This window comes from Nocardioides sp. LS1 (assembly GCF_003865225.1).
GTDB classification, from domain to species: Bacteria; Actinomycetota; Actinomycetes; order Propionibacteriales; family Nocardioidaceae; genus Nocardioides; species Nocardioides ginsengisegetis.
Map to the genome: position 1 here is coordinate 1,145,144 of NZ_BIFF01000002.1, position 18,851 is coordinate 1,163,994.

Here is an 18,851-nt window from a genome sequence, read left to right on the forward strand (position 1 = left end):
GATTCCCGGGTGCGTTAACGACCGCTAACCTAGATCGCGTGACCATCGAGGCGACCGACAGCGCGCCGCCGCCCGAGACCCCGCCGACCCGTCGCGAGCAGATCCTCGCCACGGCGGCCGAGCTCTTCGCGGCGCGCGGCTTCCACGGCGTCTCGGTCGCCGACCTCGGGGCCGCCTGCGGGATCTCAGGTCCCGCCCTCTACAAGCACTTCGTCTCCAAGGACGCCGTGCTCGCCGAGATGCTGGTCTCGATCAGCCAGGAGCTGCTCACCGTCGGCGAGCAGCGGGTCGCCCAGTCGGCGGACGCGCGAGGTGCGATCGGCGCCCTCGTGGAGTGGCACATCGACTTCGCTCTGCGGCACCGCCCGCTCATCGTGGTCCAGGACCGCGACTGGCAGTCGCTGCCGAGCGAGGCCCGCGAGCGGGTCCGCGCCCTCCAGCGGGAGTACGTCGACCTCTGGGCCGGACAGCTCCGGCGGGTCCACGCCGAGCTCGACCAGGACGGCGCGCGGGCGATGGCGCACGCGGCGTTCGGCCTGATCAACTCGACCCCGCACAGCGGCCTGCTGCCCGACCTGCCCATGCACGACCTGCTCCGCCAGATGGCCCTCGGGGCGCTCGGCGTCCCCGACGACTACTGAGCCCTTCTGGGCGGCGCCTAGAAGAGGTGGCCCACGGGCGCGTCGGTGTCCTCCGGGTCGTGGACCAGGTCGAGCACCCGCGCCGCCCGCAGCGCCGCGTCGAGCCCGGCCTCGACGTCGCGCTCTCCGTCGTCGTCCGCCGGGGTGTCGTCGGAGCGCTGGTGGAGCCGGGCCAGCAGCTCGTCGCGCGGCAGCCCGCGGAGCTGGAGCAGCACGAACGGGTCGGCATCGACCAGCCACGCGAGCTGGTAGAGGACGGCGAGCGCGTGCACGCACGGGTCGACCCAGGCCTCGCACGGGCAGCTGGAGCCGAGCTCGCCGCCGTAGGGCAGCAGCTCGACCCCGGACTCCTCAGCGTGCTCGACCAGGTCGTGCGGCAGGTCGCCGCCGAGCAGGGCGGCCACCCGGCCGGACTCCGCGGCGACGGTCTCGACGAGCGCCTCCGCGGCCGCGCCGTCGAGCACCGGGACCGTGCCGGCGACGGTCCACAGGCCGTGGTCGCCCTCGACGGCCGCCACGAACTCGCCCGGCCGGGTCGTGATGGCGCTGATCCGGCCCGAGCGGGACAGCGCCCGGGCGCGGGCCAGGTCGTCCTCGGCGTACGCCGCCTCCTCGACGGCCCGCACCCACGCCTTGCCCCACCAGCGGGTCGCCCGCGCGGCACCGCGGCGTGCGGCCACGCGTGGGTGCACGACCGGGCCGGCCATCAGTCGCTCCGCAGGGTGACGAAGTCGCGCAGGTCGTCGTTGCTGAGCTCGGTCAGCGCCGCCTCGCCCCGGGCCAGCACCGAGTCGGCGAGCGCCCGCTTGCGGGACAGCAGCTCGGCGATCCGCTCCTCGATCGTGCCCTTCGTGATGAGCCGGTGGACCTGGACCGGCCGGGTCTGGCCGATCCGGTAGGCCCGGTCGGTCGCCTGCTCCTCGACGGCGGGGTTCCACCAGCGGTCGAAGTGGATGACGTGGTCGGCGCGGGTGAGGTTGAGGCCGGTGCCGCCGGCCTTGAGCGAGAGCAGGAAGACCGGGACGGGCTGCTCGTCGGGCGCGCTCTGGAAGCGGCGCACCATCGCCTCCCGTTCGCGGACCGGCGTGCCGCCGTGGAGGAACTGGTGGGGGATGCCGGCCGCGGTCAGGTGGCTCTCGAGCAGCCGGGCCATGGCGACGTACTGGGTGAAGATCAGCACCGCGCCGTCCTCGGCCAGGACCGTGCCGAGCAGCTCGTCGAGGAGGTCGAGCTTCTCCGAGCGCCCGGCCAGCCGGCTCGAGGCCTGCTTCAGGAAGTGGGCGGGGTGGTTGCAGATCTGCTTGAGGCCGGTGAGCAGCGCCAGGACCAGGCCGCGTCGCATCTCCTCGTCGGCGCGCTCGATGCGGTCCATCGTGTCGCGGACGAAGGCCTCGTAGAGCACGACCTGCTCCCGGGTCAGCCCCAGCGGGTGGTCGGTCTCGGTCTTGGCCGGCAGCTCGGGGGCGATCCCGGGGTCGGACTTCTTGCGGCGCAGCAGGAACGGCTGGATCAGGTCGCCGAACTGGCGCGCCTTGGTGGGCTCGTGGCCCGACTCGATGGGCCCGGCCCAGACCTTGCGGAAGGCCATCCGGCTGCCGAGCAGCCCCGGCGTGGCCCAGTCGAGGATCGCCCAGAGCTCGGTCAGGTTGTTCTCGACGGGGGTGCCGGTCAGGGCGACGCGCGCCCGGCTCGGGATCGCCCGCAGCCCGCGGGCCGTCGAGGACCGGGCGTTCTTGACGTGCTGGGCCTCGTCGGCGACCACGAGGTCCCACCCGACGCCGGCCAGGGTCTCGTGGTCGACCCGCATGGTGCCGTAGGTGGTGAGCACGAACCCCGGGTCCCTCCGGTGGTCGAGCTTGTCGAGACCCTCGAGCGAGCGCTGCGTCCCGTGGAAGCGGCGGACGGGCACGCCGGGGGCGAACCGCTCGATCTCGGCCTCCCAGTTGCCGAGCAGGCTCGCGGGGCACACGACCAGCGTCGGCCCGGTCGCGCCGTGCTGGTGGCGGTGGAGGTGCAGGGCGATGAGCGTGACGGTCTTGCCCAGGCCCATGTCGTCGGCCAGGCAGGCGCCGAGGCCGAGGGAGGTCATCTCCACCAGCCAGGTCAGCCCGTGGAGCTGGTAGTCACGCAGCGTGGCCTCGAGCCCGGCGGGCGGCTCGACCGGCGTCCGGGTGGCGGCGGTGACCAGCTCCTCGCGGACCTTGAGCAGCGAGGCCCCCACGACGACCTGCTCCTCGGTGTGCTCGACCTGGACCACCCCGGTCAGCGCCGCCGCGACCGCCTCGACCGGCTTGACCGTCCGGACCAGCCGCTTGCGGGCCTTCCGGGCGATCGCGGGGTCGATGACCGTCCAGTTGCCGCGCAGCTTGAGGATCGGGGTCGCCGAGCTGGCGAGCTGGTCCATCTCCTCCTCGGTGAGCGAGTCGCCGTGGAGCGCGATCTGCCAGTTGAAGGCGAAGAGGGTCTCGGGTCCGAACATCGTCGGCACCAGGTCGCCCTCGCGGGGCGGGCCGGGCGCCTTGGCCCGGTCGAGGACGGTGGTGGCGGTGAGGTCGCGACCCAGGCTCCTGGGCCACATCACGTCGACGCCACGCTCCTTGAGCGCCCCGACCCCGACGTCGAGGAGGCTGACCAGCTCGTCGGTGTCGAGCGTGATCTCGTCGGGCACGCGCAGCTCCAGGAGCCGGTCGAGCACGGGCCAGGCGTCCGCGGCGGCGCGCAGGGCGATGCTGGCGTGGGTGCGGGCGCGGTCGCCGAACCCGTGGCTCGCGCCCGGGCCCGACTCGGTCCAGAGCACCCCGGCGTCGCAGACCATGAGGTGGTTGCGCTCGTCGTGGACCTGGAGCACGAGGCGCACCGCGCCGGCGACGAGCTCCTCTTCGTCCGCCTCGACCCGGAGCGAGAGGGTCACGAGGTGGGGACGGTCGTCGGCGGCCAGCGAGCGGTGGCGGTCGATCCGGGCCTGGAGCCGGGCGGCGTAGTCGTCGGAGGGACCGCGGCGCCGCGGTGCGGGACGACCCGCCCGGGGTGTGCTGCCCGCGACCGGGGCGCTGCGCGGCATCGCGTCGGCGACCGCGTCGAGCACCTGCCGGATGAGCCCCTCCGCGCCGGCGGCGTCGAGGGCCCCGTGGGCCGTCGACCTCGCCAGCATCTCCAGCCGGTCGGTGTCGTCGTCGCCGAGCTCGGTGACCCGCCAGCTCCGGGCCTCGGGTGCGGGCTCGAACTTGCCGGCGGCGACCAGCCTCATCCCGAGCAGCACCGCCCCGGAGAGCAGTCCGACCGAGGGGTGCAGGTCGTCACGCGCGTGTGCCTTGGTCAGCACCGGCAGCGCCGCCCGGATCGGCAGCGCCACGGTCCTCCGGTCGTCGCTGAACTCGACGACTCCCTCGCGCGGCGGATCCGCGGCCCGGAAGGTCGCCGGCCCGGTGACGGGGACGAAGGACAAGCGGGCCTCCAGACGGGCGGGCGCGGTGCGGGACTCAGACGCTAACGGGCGCCGGGGACAGTTCGTTCCTCGAGACCTCTCGGGCGGCCCGGTTAGGCTCGAGGACATGAGCCTCCTCGAGCACCCGATCGCCCGCCTCGACGGCACCGAGTCCACCCTCGGCGACATCACCGGCGGCAAGCCCGCGCTCCTGGTCAACGTCGCCAGCAAGTGCGGGCTGACGCCGCAGTACACCGCCCTCGAGCAGCTGCAGGCGGACTACGCCGCCCACGGCTTCACCGTGGTGGGCCTGCCCTGCAACCAGTTCGGCGGCCAGGAGCCCGGAAGCTCGGAGGAGATCGCGGAGTTCTGCTCCGCGACGTACGGCGTGAGCTTCCCGCTGACGGAGAAGATCGAGGTCAACGGCGACGAGCGGCACCCCATCTACGACGACCTGGTGCAGGTCCCCAACGAGAAGGGCGAGGCCGGCGACATCACCTGGAACTTCGAGAAGTTCCTCATCGACGGCGACGGCAACGTCGTGGCCCGCTTCAACCCCGGTGTCCAGCCCGACGACGCCCTCGTCGTGCAGGCGATCCAGCAGCTCATCGCCTGAGGAGATCCGTCGGCTGGCCGACGATTCTCCCGCCCCTCTGACGTGTGACGGCCGACCCATTTCGAGGGCGCCGCACGGCGGATCCCCGCGGGGATCCGCCGTTTCGTGAGGTGGGCCACTCACCCGGAACTTGCACCCGGCAGCCCCGTTGGTCACGGTGGAAGATCAAGTTCTGCAGCGCGACTCACGCAGCGCGCCTTTCCGGGAGGCCGGACCCACGTCCGCGCACCCGCCTCGACTCTCGGTGCCAGCAGCACGTCCGTCGACCGAAAGGTTCCGCCGTGACCCACACTCGTCACCCAGACCATCCTGGCCATGCCGACCAGCGTCCCGAGACCCGCGCGACCGCCGACACGGCGGGCCGGGTCGGGACGCACACCGACGTCCTCGAGCTGCCCGCCGACACGCGGCCGGGGGTCCCGATCCGTCGACGCGAGATCGTCGCCGTGATCGACCCCGTCTGGTCCGCGCCGGACGGCGACGTCAACACCCCCGTGCGGCCCGAGCCCGCGACGGTCCGGGCCGCCGCCGAGCGGCTCACCCGTCACCTGCAGCCCGGCGAGATCGTCGCCGCGACGCCCGGGGGCAAGCTGGTCCTCCGGCTCCGCCACGAGGACCGTGCCGCCCGTCCGGTGCGACTGCAGGAGATGGCCTACCACGCCATCGAGGTCTTCGACGTCCTCACCGACCAGCTGGACGACCGCGCCGACCGGGCCGGGGTCACCGACCTCGGGGTCGGCTGGGCGCCGATCACCCGCAAGCAGGACGCCCGCGCCGCCGAGGAGCACGCGACCACGGCCGCGGCCGAGTCGACGCGCCAGCGCGACCTGCAGCCGCGTCAGCTCGGCCTGCACGCCAACCAGCGCACGCCGGTGATCAACGGGTTCACCTTCAGCCGCCAGGTCCTCGCCGCGACCGTGGGCACCGTCGTGATGCCGTTCCTGCTGCTGGTGGCGTTCTACGCCATCGGCCTGGACGTCTCCGGCGCGGTCTACTGGGTGCTGGTCGGCGCCCTGGGCCTGACCGCCCTGACCATCTGGACCGAGTGCTCCTTCGCACTGGATCCGCCGAAGCTGCCCGACGCCACCGGTGAGCCGACGCCCCGCGCGACGGCCGTCATCGCGGCGTACCTCCCCAACGAGGCCGACACGATCGTCGAGACCGTGCACCGCTTCCTCGAGCAGGGCTACTCCGGCGGGCTCCAGATCGTGCTCGCCTACAACACCCCCGTCCCGCTGGACGTCGAGGGCGAGCTCCGGGCGCTCGAGCTCGAGCACGAGGACCTGACGGTGCTCAAGGTCGCCGACAGCACCTCCAAGGCGCAGAACGTCAACGCCGCGCTCAGCGTCGCCGAGGGCGAGTTCGTCGGGATCTTCGACGCCGACCACCACCCGGCGCCCGGCTCCTTCGACCGCGCCTGGCGCTGGATCGGCGACCCGGAGGACCCCGCCGACGTCGTCCAGGGTCACTGCGTGATCCGCAACGGCGCCGACTCCGCGATGGCCAAGCTCGTCGCCGTCGAGTTCGAGCAGATCTACGCCGTGGCCCACCCGGGCCGCGCCGCGGCCTTCGGGTTCGGCATCTTCGGCGGCTCGAACGGCTACTGGCGTGCCTCGGCCCTCGAGCGGATCCGCCTGCGCGGCTCCTTCCTCACCGAGGACATCGAGGCCTCCATGCGCGTGCTCGAGGCCGGCGGCCGGATCGTGAACGACCCGGGTCTGGTCAGCCACGAGCTGGCCCCCGACACCCCCAAGGCGCTCTGGAACCAGCGGATCCGCTGGGCCCAGGGCTGGTTCCAGGTCTCGATGCGGCACCTCGTGTCGACCCTGCGCTCCCCCCACCTGGGGCTGCGCCAGAAGCTCGGCGTCGTCTACCTGCTGGGCTGGCGCGAGCTCTACCCGTGGATCGCCATGTCCGCGTGGCCGCTGCTCGGCTTCCTGGCCTGGCGCGACGGCGGGATCGACATGGGCTCGCCGATGTTCCTGCTGATCTCGCTGTTCGTGACCGTCTCCGGTCCGCTCCAGACGCTGGCAGCCTGGCGGCTCGCCGCGCCCGAGATGCGCCGCCACCCGCGGTGGTTCGTCATGGCCGCGATCGCCAACCTCGTCTTCTACACCGAGGCCAAGAACCTCGTGAACCGCGTCGCCCAGCTCAAGCAGATGCGCGGTGAGCACCAGTGGGTGGTCACCCCCCGCACGGCCAGCAGCGCCGGCACCAGCGACGCCCCCGCCGACTCCACCTCCCAGGAGGTCGCAGCATGACGGTCACCCAGCTCCACCCCCGACGCCAGACCCCCACCGAGGCGCAGCCCGCTCCCGCGCGCCCGGTCTACCCCCTGGGCTGGCTGCGTGGTCTCGCCGCCCTCTTCGTGGTGTTCTTCCACGCCTACCAGAACAACCGCACCGGACCGACGTCCGTCTGGCCGTGGTCGGGCACGGCCCACCAGCTGATGCTCGGCACCGACCTGTTCGTGGACATGTTCTTCGTGCTGTCCGGCCTGGTGCTGTGGCTGCCGGTCGCCCGCGCCGCCGCCGACGGCCGCGAGGGGCGCCCCGGCCGGGTGCTGCTCTACCGCCGGCTCGCGCGGCTGGTGCCGCTCTACTTCACGATCGTGCTGATCGTGTGGGGGCTCACCAACCCCGTGTGGCCCGGCCACTGGCAGGACCTGCTGACGCACCTGACGTTCACGCACGTCTACAGCGACACCTACATCTTCTGGACCGACGGGCCGGCCTGGTCGCTCGCCGTGGAGTTCCACTTCTACGTGCTGATGGCCCTGGCCGTGCCGTTCGTCAACCGCGCGGTGCGTCGTACGACGTCGCGCGCCGGCCGCCTCGCGGTGGTCTCGGTGCTACCCGTGCTGGCCACGCTGGTCGGCCTGGGCGACCTGCTCTGGTCGGTCGTGCTGACCGACCAGGACCCGACCAACTGGTCGGTGTGGTTCTCGCCGCTGTCCCGCGGCGCCGACTTCGGCATCGGCATGGGCCTCGCGGTCCTCGCCGCGGCCGGCGTGCGGCTGGGACGCCCGGCCCGGATCGCCGCGGTCGTCGTCGGCCTCGCGGCCACCGGCGTGCTGGTGATGGTCCGCCCGTTCGACTCCAACGCGACCGAGTGGTGGCACCCGCTCTATGCCCTCACCCTCGCCGTCGCGATGTCCGCGATCGTGCTCAACGACGGCCCGTGGCCCCGGATCCTGGACTGGAAGCCGCTCGCCTGGGTCGGCGGGCTGGGCTACGGCGTCTACCTCCTGCACGAGCCGGTCATGCGCCTCGTCGGCTGGATGGGTCTGCTCCCTGCGGCGCGCCCGGGCGCGTGGTTCATGATCACGTTCGCGATCGTGATCGGCCCGAGCCTGGCGCTGGCGTGGCTGAGCTCGCGCACCGTCGAGGCCGCGGGCCTGCGGATGCTCAGCATGATCGACAAGGACGGCCGGCCGCGCGACTACTACGCGCACCTGTCGCCGGACGCGCTGGAGCAGGACGACTCCGAGGAGCCCGCGCGGGCCTGACCGTCCCGGCGTCGACGGGTCAGCCCTGCTCGACCTCGATCGGGTCGTCGGTCTCGTCGGAGACGTCGCCGGCCCCGGTGACGGTGACGACGTCGACGGTGAAGTCGCCGGCGTCGTCGCCGAAGCAGGACTGCGGCACGCGCACGTGGACCTGCCCGTTGCGGCCGGAGGAGACCGCGGCCTTGATGCCGGCGCAGTCGACGGCCGTGGCCTCGGTCGCGCCGGCGGCCGTGGTCTCGAGGGTCGCGCCGACCTTCTTGCCCTGACCGGTCTCGACCGTGCGGACGACGTACGTCGGCGCGCCCTCGGTCGCCGGGGCCAGCGTGGCCACGACGTGGGTCCGCTCGGCCGAGGCCTTGTGCAGCTTCACCCGGACGGTGAAGGTCTTGTCGCCGTTGGTCACCGTGACGCGGGTGATGTCCGCGGTCGAGGGCGCATCACCGGCGGCGTCCTTGGCGGACTCCTGGCCGGCGAACGCGCCGGCGGCCGTGAGGACCAGGGCGGCGGTCGCGGCGGGGACGAGGAGATGACGGGGCTTGATCACGGGGGCCTACCTTCCGAGTGGTGGTGCCGGAGTCATCGGCAACCGCGGCCCGGACCTGAGCGGCCCCGCCTCAGGACTCCGAGGCCAGCGCCAGCGGGCTGACCTCCGTGGCTCCCGCCCGGCGGATCGCCCGGGCGGCGAGCGTCATCGTCCAGCCGGTGGCGACGAGGTCGTCGACGAGCAGGACGGCCTGGCCCTCCAGGCCCTCGGCCTCGAGGACGTAGCGGCGGCCGACGGCCGCGACCCGCTGGGCGCTGTTCATCGCCCCCTGGCCCGGGGCCACCGACGGGTCCACGATGGCGAAGCGGCCGGCCACCGGCACACGGAGGAACCGCGAGAGCCCGTCGGCGAAGTCGGCGGTGAGGGTGGGCCGGGTCGCCGACTCCACCACCACGATCGCGTCGACCCGCGGTCGCCAGTCGCCCAGGACGTCGACCACCGCGCGGGCCAACGGCACCGGCACCGGCCCGTCGGGCGTGCCGGGCTTGAAGAGCTCGCGCAGGGCCTGGCCGTGGCCGAGGTCGGTGAGCCGGGCCACCACGCGGCCCTCGCTCGCCCCGTCGGCGATCTTGCCCTTGAGGTCGACCCCGAGGTTGGCCAGCGCCGTGGGCCACATCTTGCGGGGCTCCAGCACGACGCCGGGGCGGGACAGCCGGGCCCCGGCCTCCTCCACCGCGCTCTCGCTGACCTCGGCCGACAGCGCGAGCCCGCCGCAGTTGTCGCAGCGGCCGCAGGCGGTGGCCTCGGGGTCGTCGAGCTGGTCGCGGAGGAAGAGCATCCGGCAGCGGTCGGTGCGGAGGTAGTCGAGCATCGCCTGCTGCTCGCGCTCGCGGGCCTCGGCCACGCGGCGGTAGCGCTCCTCGTCGTACTGCCAGGGCTCGCCGGTGGCCTCCCAGCCCCCGCGCACCCGGCGGGCCGCACCGTCGACGTCGAGCACCTTCAGCATCGTCTCGAGGCGGGTGCGGTTGAGCTCGACGTAGGTCTCCAGCGTGGCGGTGCTCATCGGCTTGGGCGAGTCGGCGAGCACGGCCAGGGTCTGGCGGACCAGCTCCTCGCGCGGGAAGGCGAGCGAGCCGAAGTAGGCCCAGATGTCGCGGTCCTCGATCGCGGGGAGCAGCACGACGGTGGCCTCATCGGTGCCGCGGCCGGCGCGGCCGACCTGCTGGTAGTAGGCGACCGGGGACGCCGGCGCGCCCATGTTGACCACGAAGCCGAGCGTCGCGTCGAAGCCCATGCCGAGCGCGCTGGTCGCCACCAGCGCCTTGACCCGGCCGTTGATGAGGTCCTGCTCGAGGGCCTGCCGCTCGGTGGTGTCGGTCTGGCCGGAGTAGGCCTGGACGTCGTGGCCGCGTGCCCGGAGGTAGTCGGCGATCTCCTTGGTGGCCGCGACCGTCAGGCAGTAGATGATCCCCGAGCCCGGTTGCTCGGCAAGGTGGTCGGCCAGCCAGGCCAGCCGCTGCTCGGCGGTCTTGAGGCGCACCACGCCCAGCCGCAGCGACTCGCGGTCCAGCGACCCGCGGAGCACGAGCACGCCATCGGTGGTCGAGCCTGTCGAGACCCCCAGCTGCTCGGCGACGTCCTGGGTGACCCGGGCGTTGGCGGTGGCGGTCGTGGCGAGCACCGGGATGCCCTCGGGCAGGTCGCCCAGGAGGGTGCGGATGCGGCGGTAGTCGGGGCGGAAGTCGTGGCCCCAGTCGGAGATGCAGTGGGCCTCGTCGATGACGAGCAGGCCGCAGGTCGCGGCCAGCCGTGGCAGCACCTCGTCGCGGAAGCCGGGGTTGTTGAGCCGCTCGGGGCTCACCAGCAGCACGTCGACCTCGCCCGCCCGGATCGCCTCCTGGGTGGGCTCCCACTCCTCGATGTTGGTGGAGTTGATGGTGACCGCGCGGATGCCGGCCCGCTCGGCCGCCTCGATCTGGTTGCGCATCAGCGCGAGCAGCGGGGACACGATGACCGTCGGGCCGGCCCCGGCCTCGCGCAGCAGCAGGGTGGCGACGAAGTAGACCGCCGACTTGCCCCAGCCGGTGCGCTGGACGACGAGGGACCGGCGGCGGTCGACGGCGAGCGCCTCGATCGCCGTCCACTGGTCCTCGCGCAGGCGCGCGTCGTCACGACCGACCAGCGCCCGCAGGTGCTCCTCGGCGCGGTCACGGGCGTCGGTCGTGGTGGGGCTCATGCCGCCTGTCTACCAGCGCGTCCCGACAGTCGGCGTACCGCATCCACAGGGGTCCGCAGGATCGGCCTCAGGCTGCCGGGCCCTTGCTGCGTACGTCGGCGACGGCGCCCATCGCGTCGCGGAGCTCGGCGAGCCAGTCCTCCTCGTGCTGCCCGACGAGCCGCACGCACCAGGCCAGCGCCTCGGAGCGTGACCGGGCCACGCCGGCGTCGACGAGGGTGTCGAGGACGAGCCGCTGCGGCTGGCGCAGGCGGGTCATGACGGGGGCCGCGACGTGCGTCCAGAGCTCGGCGTGGTCGCCGACGTGGACGCCCCACGAGACCTTGCGCTCGAAGCGGTGCTCGGCCTCGCGGGCGATGGCGATGCGGGCGTCCCGGGTCTCCTCGCGGAACGCCTTGGCGCGGCCGGCGCGGGCCTCGGCGCGCTCGGCGTCGGAGGCGTCCGCGGCGAGCTCGACGTCGGGCACGGCGAGCAGGACCGTGATCTCCTCACGGTCGACGGTGACCTCGGCGGGGCCCTCGGACCCGGCCGACCAGTCGGCGGGGAGGCGGCCGGTGAACCAGCCGCGGACCCGCTCCAGGGATTCGTTCGTAATCATGTAATCAAGATTACGACCCTGCGCAAGGAGTGACGACCGCCGAACACACCGAACCCCTCGCATCCAGCCCGGGAGGGGCGGATCCGAGGGGTTCGGTGTGTCGTTCGGTCAGCGGCTCACCAGATGCGGACGCGCTGGTCCGGGTCGAGCCAGAGCCCGTCACCCTCGGCGGTCTCGAAGACCTCGTGGAACTCCGCCAGGTTGCGCACGATGTTGGCGCGGAACTCCGGCGGGCTGTGCGGGTCGATGGTGAGGTACTGCAGCTCCTGCTCCTTGCGGCGCTTGGTCCGCCAGCAGTAGGCCCAGTTCATGAAGAGCTTCTGGCGGTCCTCGACCGAGGCCGAGCCCCCCTGCGCGATGAGGTACGCCGTGTGGCCGATCGTCAGGCCGCCGAGGTCGCCGATGTTCTCACCGACGGTCAGCGCACCGTTGACGTGCTCGCCGGGCAGCGCGCGCGGCTCGAAGGCGTCGTACTGCTCGATCAGGGCCTTGGACTTCACCTCGAAGGCCGCCTTGTCGTCGGCGGTCCACCAGTCGTTGAGGTTGCCCGCGCCGTCGTACTGCGCGCCCTGGTCGTCGAAGCCGTGGCCGATCTCGTGCCCGATCACGGCGCCAATGCCGCCGTAGTTCTCGGCCTGCTCGGCCTCGGGGTCGAAGAACGGCTTCTGCAGGATGCCGGCGGGGAAGCAGATCTCGTTGGTGCCGGGGTTGTAGTAGGCGTTGACCGTCTGCGGCAGCATGAACCACTCGTCGCGGTCGACCGGCCCGCCGATCTTGGCCAGCTCGCGGTCGGTCTCGAAGCCGGACGCCGCCGCCACGTTGCCGAGCAGGTCGTCCGAGGAGACCTGCAGCGCGGAGTAGTCGCGGAACGTGTCGGGGTAGGCGATCTTGGGCCGGAAGGTCGCGAGCTTCTCGTAGGCCCGCTCCTTCGTCTCGTCGGTCATCCAGTCCAGCTGGGAGATCGACTGCCGGTAGGCGGCGAGCAGGTTGGCGACCAGGTCGTCCATCAGCGCCTTGGAGGTCGGCGGGAAGTGCCGCTCGACGTACTGCTTGCCGACCGCCTCGCCGATGGCGCCCTCGACGAGCGAGACGCCGCGCTTCCAGCGGGCCCGCAGCTCGGGGGTGCCGTTGAGGGTGCGGCCGTAGAAGTCGAAGTTGGTCTCGACGAAGTCGTCGGTGAGGTACGGCGCCGCCGAGCGCAACACGTGGACGACCATCCAGGCCTTCCAGTCCTCGATCGGGACCTCGTCGAGCACCGTCGAGAGGTGCGCGAAGTACGACGGCTGCCGCACGCACGACTCGGCCGCCGTCTGCTCGTTGCCACCGAGGTTGCGGATGTAGGCGTCCCAGTCGAAGGACGGGCACAGCTCCTTGAGCTCGGCCATCGTCGTGAGGTTGTAGGTCTTCTGGACGTCGCGGGTCTCCGCGCGCTCCCAGTGGCCGGCCGCCAGCTTGGTGTCGATCGCGAGGACGGTCGCGGCGGCGCCGGCCGGGTCGGCGTGCTCGGCGAGGCCGAGGAGCCGGGTCAGGTAGGCGACGTACTTCTCCCGGACCTCGGCGAACTTGTCGTCGCGGTAGTAGGACTCGTCCGGCAGCCCGAGGCCGCCCTGCACGAGGTGGAAGAGGTAGCGGTCGGAGTCCTTGTTGTCGGTGGCGATGTAGCTGCCGAAGAGGCCGTGCCCGCCGATCCGCTCGAACTCGCCGAGGAACGCCGCCAGGTCGCGGGTGTCGCGCAGGGCGGCGACCGCGTCGATCAGCGGCCGGACGGGGCGCAGCCCGCGGTGGTTGATTGTCTCGGTGTCCATGAACGACGCGTAGAGGTCGTGGATCTTGCGCGCCTCGTCGTCCAGCGACGCCGGGTCGGCGGACGCGATGTCCTCGATGATCCGGCGGACCTGCTCCTCGGCCACGTCGGCCAGCTGGACGAAGGGTCCCCAGCTCGAGCGGTCGGCGGGGATCTCGGTCTCGTCGAGCCAGCGCCCGTTCACGTGTCCGAAGAGGTCGTCCTGGGGACGGATGTCGGGGTTCATGCCCGGTCGGGCGTCATCCAGCATGCTCACGGGACCGACCGTAACCGATCGGTCAGTCGCGCACCCGGACGACCGACTTGCCGAGGGTGCGGCGTTCATCCATGTCGACCAGCGCCTGCCCGAAGTCCTCGAGCGCGTACGTCGCCCCGATCGGCGGCTTGATGACGCCCGACTCCATCATCGGCAGGATCTCGGCCCACTGCTCGTGCATGTAGCCGGGCCGCATCATCGCGTAGGCGCCCCACCCGACGCCGCGGACGTCGATGTTGTTGAGGAGGAGCCGGTTGACCTTGACCTCGGGGATGCCCTGGCCGGACGCGAAGCCGACGACGAGAAGCCGCCCCCGTGCCCCGAGCACCCGCAGCGAGTCGGTGAAGGCGTCGCCGCCGACCACGTCGAGGACGATGTCGACGCCCCGGCCGCCGGTCAGCTCCATGACCTTGTCCTTGAAGCCGTCGAGCAGCACCACCTCGTCGGCGCCGGCCGCCAGCGCGACCTTGGCCTTCTCCTCGGTCGAGACGACCGCGATCGCGCGGGCGCCGTAGCCCTTCGCGACCTGGATGGTCGCGGTGCCGACGCCGCCGGCCGCGCCGTGCACGAGCACGGTCTCGCCGGCCTTCAGGTCGCCGCGCTCGGCCAACGCGAACTGCGCGGTCAGGTAGTTCATCGGCAGCGCAGCCCCCTCGTCGAGGGTGATCGAGTCCGGCAGCGCGAACGTCGAGACCGCCGGGTTGCTGACCAGCTCGCCGGCAGCGCCGTACGGCGCCACTCCGGCGACCCGCGTCCCCGGAGCGAGCCCGCCCCCGGAGACCACGACCCCCGCGAAGTCCACGCCCAGCGTGAACGGCGGCTCGGGCTTGAGCTGGTACTGCCCCTTGCTCAGCAGCAGGTCGGGGAAGGAGATGCCGACGCGGTGCACCTCGACGAGCACGTCGTCGGGGCCGGGCGTCGGCTCGGCGACGTCGCGGATCTGGAGATCGCTGGGACCGGTGGGCGTGATGACCTGGACGGCGCGCATGCCCGGCACGCTACCGACCGGCGCCCGCTCGCCGACCGGCCCATCCGATCCGCGAGCGGCTCCGAACGGCACAGGTGAGGATCGACGACGCCCTCCGTGCCGGGCTCATGCACGCACTCGCCCGCTTCACCGTCCGCTACGGCGACGAGCTCCGCTTCGCCGGCGAGGACCTGCCGGAGCCCGAGAGGGTCCGCGTGCCCACCCGCTACGGCCACGTGCCGGTCCACCTCTACCGCCCCGTCCGCGCGGCCCGGCGCGCCCTCGGCGCCTACGTGCACTTCCACGGGGGCGCCTTCCTGATGCGCTACCCGCAGATGGACGACTTCTGGTGCCGGTACGTCGCCTCCCGGGCGGGCGTCGTGGTGGCCAACGTCGACTTCCGCGCCGGCCCCTACGTGCAGTACCCCGTCGCCCAGCACGAGGCGCACGACGCCGCCGCCCACCTCGCCACGCGCGGCAGTGACCACGGCATCGACGGGGCCCGCGTCGCTGTCGGCGGCCTCAGCTCCGGCGGCGCGCTGGCGGCTGCCACCTGCCTGCAGGCGCGCGACCGCGGCTCCTTCGCGCCGGTCCTGCAGGTCCTCGGCGTCCCGGCCCTCGACGTGGCGACCGAGGTCGACACCGGGGCGCCCGGGATGATCTCGCCCGCCTTGCGCAGGCTCGTGCGCCGGGTCTACTTCCCCGACCCCGCGACCCGCGCGGACCCCTACGCCTCGCCGCTGCTGGCCGACACGGTGCGCGCCCTGCCACCCGCGGTCGTGCTCACGGCCGAGCGGGACACCCTGCGCGCCGACGGCGACAAGTACGCCGCCCGGCTGCGCAACGCCGGCGTCGAGGTCGTCTCCGACATGACGCCCGGCGCCGACCACTACTTCCTCTCGCACGACCTCGAGCGGGCGCGGCGGACCATGGAGATGGTCGCCGGGCAGATCAGGCGTCGTACGTCGCCCGCCTGAGACTCACGCGTGGATTCAGCGGGGGCTGACCAGCGAGTTCATCTCGAAGTGCATCGGGTCGGTGTAGTGCCACCGGCCGCCCCAGGTGAAGCCCCACTTCTCGAAGATCGCGACGACCTGGCGGTCCATCTCGCCGACGGTGCCGCGCTGGTTGCCGGGCACGTTGAGGTCGAGGGCGAGCCCGAAGGAGTGGTTGGACAGCGTCGTGGTGCCGGCGATGAAGCGCGGGTAGTAGCACCCGGCGTACTCGTCGGGGTGGATCTTGTCGGCCAGCCCCTGGTCGACGACCTCGTTGAGCGCGGCCGTGAGCTGGGGGAAGAGCAGCCGGTTGCAGGTGACGCTGCCCAGGATCGGGACCTGCTCGGTGGCGATGTGGGAGGCGACCCACGAGGCCTCCGGCGCGATCCGGCCGCCGCCGAGCACGGTGTAGTTGAAGGTGCCGACCGCGTCGGCGACCGAGCCGACGAGGAACGCCGTCTGCTTGGCGTGGATGTCCAGGCCGGCGCGCGCGACGATGTCGAGGCTCTGGACCGACGCGGTCGTGCCGGCGACCTTCTCGACGGGCTTGCGCAGCGAGGACGGCGACGTGCTGCCGGTGTAGATCAGCAGCGCGTTGTCCTTCTTCATGCCCAGCGAGTCGGCCCACTTCTCGTTGACGACGGCGTCGATGGCGTTGGGGATCTGCGGCGCGAACGCGCCGACGTGCAGCTCGGGGGCGTCCTTGCTGGAGCCGAGCTGGAGGTAGCCCTTGCCGGTGATCGGCAACCGCTTCTTCAGCTCCGGGAGCAGCGCGACCTCACCGCCGGCGACCCGGTCCCAGACGGCCTGCGTGGTGGCCGAGGCGTACGGCGTCCAGTTGCGGTAGGTGCCCGCGTCGACGGCCGCGACGTTGAGGGCGTGGTTCTCGATGCTGACCTGGGCCATCGAGAGGCTCTCGACGCGGGTGACGCCCTTCAGGTGCTTGATCCGCTCCACGACCGCGGGGCTGAGGGTGTCCTGGCTGTAGACGAGCATGTCGGCGGCGTAGAGCCGGCCGCTCAGCTTGCCGGGCGGGTCGACCGCGTGGTCGGCGTCGGCGACGGGGCTGGTGCTCGTGCCCGGGTCACCCGCACCGGACGTCGCGGCCGCCGGGCTGGTGGCCGGGTCCTTGGCCGCGGCCTTCCCGTCACAGCCGGCCGTCGTGAGCAGGGCGAGGGGCAGCAGCAGTGCCGCCAGTGCGCGCGCGTTCGGCATGTGCCCTCCCTCACGGGTCAGACTAGGTCGGGTGGGCAACCCGTGCGGGTCGCTCCGCCGATCGTGACGTCACCGCGACCTGCCGCCGGACCTGCCCAGGCCCCCCGGAGTCCGGATCGTCGCCCACGACAGCAACCCGCCGAGCACGAGCAGGGCCGCGCACACCACCATCGCGGAGCGGTAGGCGTCGTCGAGCACGGCCGGGTCGGCGTAGTCGTCACCCCGGAGTCCGACCAGCAGCGGCAGCGCGGCGACGGCCAGCAGCGATCCCGCCCGGGCCACCGCGTTGTTGACCCCGCTCGCGAGGCCGGCGTGCTCGTCGGGCGCGGCCGCCAGCACCGTGGCCGTCAGCGGCGCGACCAGCAGCGGCAGGCCGAGCCCGAAGACGGTGATGCCCGGCAGCACGTCGAGCACGTACGTCGACCCCGGGCCCACCCGCGTCAGCAGCAGCACCCCCGCCGCCATCACCAGCGGTCCGAGGGTCATCGGGATCCGCGGACCGATCCGCGACGCCAGCCGGCCACCGCGCCGGGCCAGCAGCAGCATGCAGACCGTGATCGGCAGGCTGGAGATGCCGGCGCGGAGGGCGCCGTACCCGACCACGACCTGGAGCTGCAGGACCAGGAAGAACAGCACGGCACCGAGGGCGGCGTAGACGAGGAGCGTCATCGCGTTGGCGCTGCTGAAGGTGCGGTCGGCGAAGATCCCCAGCGGCAGCATCGGGTGGTCGCTGCGCCGCTCGACGAGCACGAACGCCACTGCCGCCAGCACCGCGACCCCCACGGCCACGGGCACGAGGGGCCGGCCCCATTCGATGAGCGCGTACGTCGTCCCGCCGAGCGCCAGGCACGCGAGCAGCGCCCCGGTCGCGTCGAACCGCGCCGGGGCGTGCGGGTCGAGCGTCTCCGGCACCGACCGGGTCGCGACGACCACGCTCAGCGCGCCGATGGGGACGTTGATGAAGAAGATCCAGCGCCAGTCGGCGTACTCGATGAGGGTGCCGCCGAGGAACGGACCGAGCGCCGCCGCGATGCCCCCGAGGCCCGACCAGGCGCCGATCGCGGCCGCCCGGTCGTCCCGCACGAAGGCGCCCTGGATCATCGCGAGGCTGCCGGGCATCAGCAGCGCCGCGCCGGCCCCCTGCAGGACGCGGGCCGCGATCAGCACCTCCGGCGTCGGCGCGAGCCCGCACAGCACCGAGGCGAGTGTGAAGGCGACGGTCCCGACGTTGAACACCCGCACGCGACCGAACCGGTCGCCCAGCGAGCCCCCGAGCAGGATCAGGCTGGCCAGCGAGAGGAGGTAGCCGTTGGAGACCCACTGGAGCTCGGCGAGCGTCGCGTCGAGGTCCGCGCCGATCGTGCGGAGCCCGACGTTGACGACCGTGCCGTCCAGCATCGTCATGCCCGAGCCGAGCAGGGCAGCCGCCACGACGGCCCGTCCGGCGGGCGTGCCCATCCGGACCCCGCCGGCCTCCAGGAGCTCGCCCACGTCTGCAGACTAGGGGCGGAGCACCCGTGCGGCGATCCAGGCGATGTCGTCGGACGTGTCGGCCGGGGAGGCCGAGGGCTGCATGACGTGGCTGAGCACCACCCGGACGACCATGTCGATGGCGGCCTCGAGGTGCTCGTCGTCGAGGGCGAGGGCGTAGGGCTCGATCCGGTCCTTGATGACGATCTTGGCCGCGGCGAGCAGGGACTCGGCGTGGGTCGTCAGCAGCGGCAGCAGCTCGGTGTCGGCGCCGTGCGTCGCGGAGACGACGGCGTGCAGGAGCGGGTTGTCCTGGGCCAGCTCGAGGACCCCGCGGGTCGCCCCCCGGATCGCCCCGACCAGGTCGGTGGGGGCGTCGTCGAAGGCGACGTTGACCACGCCGAGGAAGCGGTCGAGCTCGTGCAGGATCATCGCCTCGGCCAGGCCCGGCTTGGTGCCGACCTCGTTGTAGACGGTCTGCCGCGAGACCCCCACCCGGTCCGCGATCCGGGCCATCGTCACCTGGGCCCAGCCGACCTCGGTGGTCAGTGCCACCGCCGCGTCGACCACGCGCTCCCGCATCGTCGCCGTCAGGGGGGCTCGGTCGGGGGCGGTCGTCACGGACCCAGTCTAGGGA

The 18,851-nt window shown here is 72.8% G+C and carries 15 protein-coding genes; 5 read left to right on the forward strand and 10 right to left on the reverse strand.

What is annotated here, in order from left to right; all coding sequences use genetic code 11:
* Positions 1-38: 38 nt before the first annotated feature.
* Positions 39-641: a TetR/AcrR family transcriptional regulator gene (locus EJF31_RS10425; RefSeq protein ID WP_260430757.1), complete on the forward strand. Its 603-nt coding sequence runs from the start codon at positions 39-41 to the stop codon at positions 639-641.
* A 17-nt stretch (positions 642-658) separates the two neighbouring features.
* Here the strand turns inward: EJF31_RS10425 and EJF31_RS10430 are convergent, their stop codons facing one another.
* Together EJF31_RS10430 and EJF31_RS10435 are read right to left on the reverse strand one after the other, a co-directional pair.
* A complete protein-coding gene (locus tag EJF31_RS10430) occupies positions 659-1,348 on the reverse strand; it encodes a hypothetical protein (protein WP_125036982.1) in 690 nt (229 codons plus the stop codon).
* Entirely contained in the window at positions 1,348-4,086 is a 2,739-nt protein-coding gene (locus tag EJF31_RS10435; RefSeq protein ID WP_260430758.1) for a DEAD/DEAH box helicase, read from the reverse strand. The genes EJF31_RS10430 and EJF31_RS10435 overlap by 1 nt, the downstream gene beginning before the upstream one ends.
* Positions 4,087-4,192: 106 nt before the next feature.
* On the opposite strand from EJF31_RS10435, the gene EJF31_RS10440 reads away from it, so the two are divergent.
* The 3 genes from EJF31_RS10440 (at position 4,193) to EJF31_RS10450 (ending at position 8,189) form a co-directional block, all read left to right on the forward strand.
* Positions 4,193-4,681 carry a glutathione peroxidase gene (locus tag EJF31_RS10440; RefSeq protein ID WP_125036984.1) on the forward strand — a complete coding sequence of 163 codons (489 nt, stop codon included), beginning with the start codon at positions 4,193-4,195 and terminating at the stop codon, positions 4,679-4,681.
* A gap of 281 nt (positions 4,682-4,962) precedes the next feature.
* Entirely contained in the window at positions 4,963-6,942 is a 1,980-nt protein-coding gene (locus tag EJF31_RS10445) for a glycosyltransferase family 2 protein (RefSeq protein ID WP_125036985.1), read from the forward strand.
* The gene (locus tag EJF31_RS10450) at positions 6,939-8,189 is read left to right on the forward strand and encodes an acyltransferase (RefSeq protein ID WP_125036986.1); all 1,251 of its coding nucleotides are present in this window, start codon (positions 6,939-6,941) and stop codon (positions 8,187-8,189) included. The genes EJF31_RS10445 and EJF31_RS10450 overlap by 4 nt, the downstream gene beginning before the upstream one ends.
* A gap of 19 nt (positions 8,190-8,208) precedes the next feature.
* On the opposite strand, the gene EJF31_RS21835 is transcribed toward EJF31_RS10450, so the two are convergent.
* The 5 genes from EJF31_RS21835 to EJF31_RS10475 form a co-directional block, all read right to left on the reverse strand.
* The gene (locus EJF31_RS21835) at positions 8,209-8,733 is read right to left on the reverse strand and encodes a hypothetical protein (protein ID WP_185736198.1); all 525 of its coding nucleotides are present in this window, start codon (positions 8,731-8,733) and stop codon (positions 8,209-8,211) included.
* Between the two features lie 70 nt (positions 8,734-8,803).
* A complete protein-coding gene (locus EJF31_RS10460; protein WP_125036987.1) occupies positions 8,804-10,909 on the reverse strand; it encodes a RecQ family ATP-dependent DNA helicase in 2,106 nt (701 codons plus the stop codon).
* Between the two features lie 67 nt (positions 10,910-10,976).
* Complete coding sequence (locus EJF31_RS10465) at positions 10,977-11,507, reverse strand: hypothetical protein (protein ID WP_125036988.1); 531 nt, start codon at positions 11,505-11,507, stop codon at positions 10,977-10,979.
* 116 nt (positions 11,508-11,623) lie between these two features.
* Positions 11,624-13,561 (reverse strand): M13 family metallopeptidase, encoded by a 1,938-nt coding sequence (locus EJF31_RS10470; RefSeq protein ID WP_221767571.1) that lies wholly within the window; start codon positions 13,559-13,561, stop codon positions 11,624-11,626.
* A gap of 28 nt (positions 13,562-13,589) precedes the next feature.
* Positions 13,590-14,555: an NADPH:quinone oxidoreductase family protein gene (locus EJF31_RS10475; protein ID WP_125036990.1), complete on the reverse strand. Its 966-nt coding sequence runs from the start codon at positions 14,553-14,555 to the stop codon at positions 13,590-13,592.
* A gap of 74 nt (positions 14,556-14,629) precedes the next feature.
* Here EJF31_RS10475 and EJF31_RS10480 point away from each other — a divergent pair, with 74 nt between their 5' ends.
* The gene (locus EJF31_RS10480; protein ID WP_221767520.1) at positions 14,630-15,511 is read left to right on the forward strand and encodes an alpha/beta hydrolase; all 882 of its coding nucleotides are present in this window, start codon (positions 14,630-14,632) and stop codon (positions 15,509-15,511) included.
* A gap of 15 nt (positions 15,512-15,526) precedes the next feature.
* Here EJF31_RS10480 and EJF31_RS10485 read toward each other — a convergent pair whose 3' ends face one another.
* The 3 genes from EJF31_RS10485 to EJF31_RS10495 form a co-directional block, all read right to left on the reverse strand.
* A complete protein-coding gene (locus tag EJF31_RS10485) occupies positions 15,527-16,744 on the reverse strand; it encodes a M15 family metallopeptidase (RefSeq protein WP_125036991.1) in 1,218 nt (405 codons plus the stop codon).
* 69 nt (positions 16,745-16,813) lie between these two features.
* The gene (locus tag EJF31_RS10490) at positions 16,814-18,235 is read right to left on the reverse strand and encodes an MFS transporter (RefSeq protein WP_260430761.1); all 1,422 of its coding nucleotides are present in this window, start codon (positions 18,233-18,235) and stop codon (positions 16,814-16,816) included.
* A gap of 9 nt (positions 18,236-18,244) precedes the next feature.
* Positions 18,245-18,835, reverse strand: a complete 591-nt coding sequence (locus EJF31_RS10495; RefSeq protein WP_260430762.1) for a TetR/AcrR family transcriptional regulator — start codon at positions 18,833-18,835, stop codon at positions 18,245-18,247.
* Between the last annotated feature and the right edge of the window lie 16 nt (positions 18,836-18,851).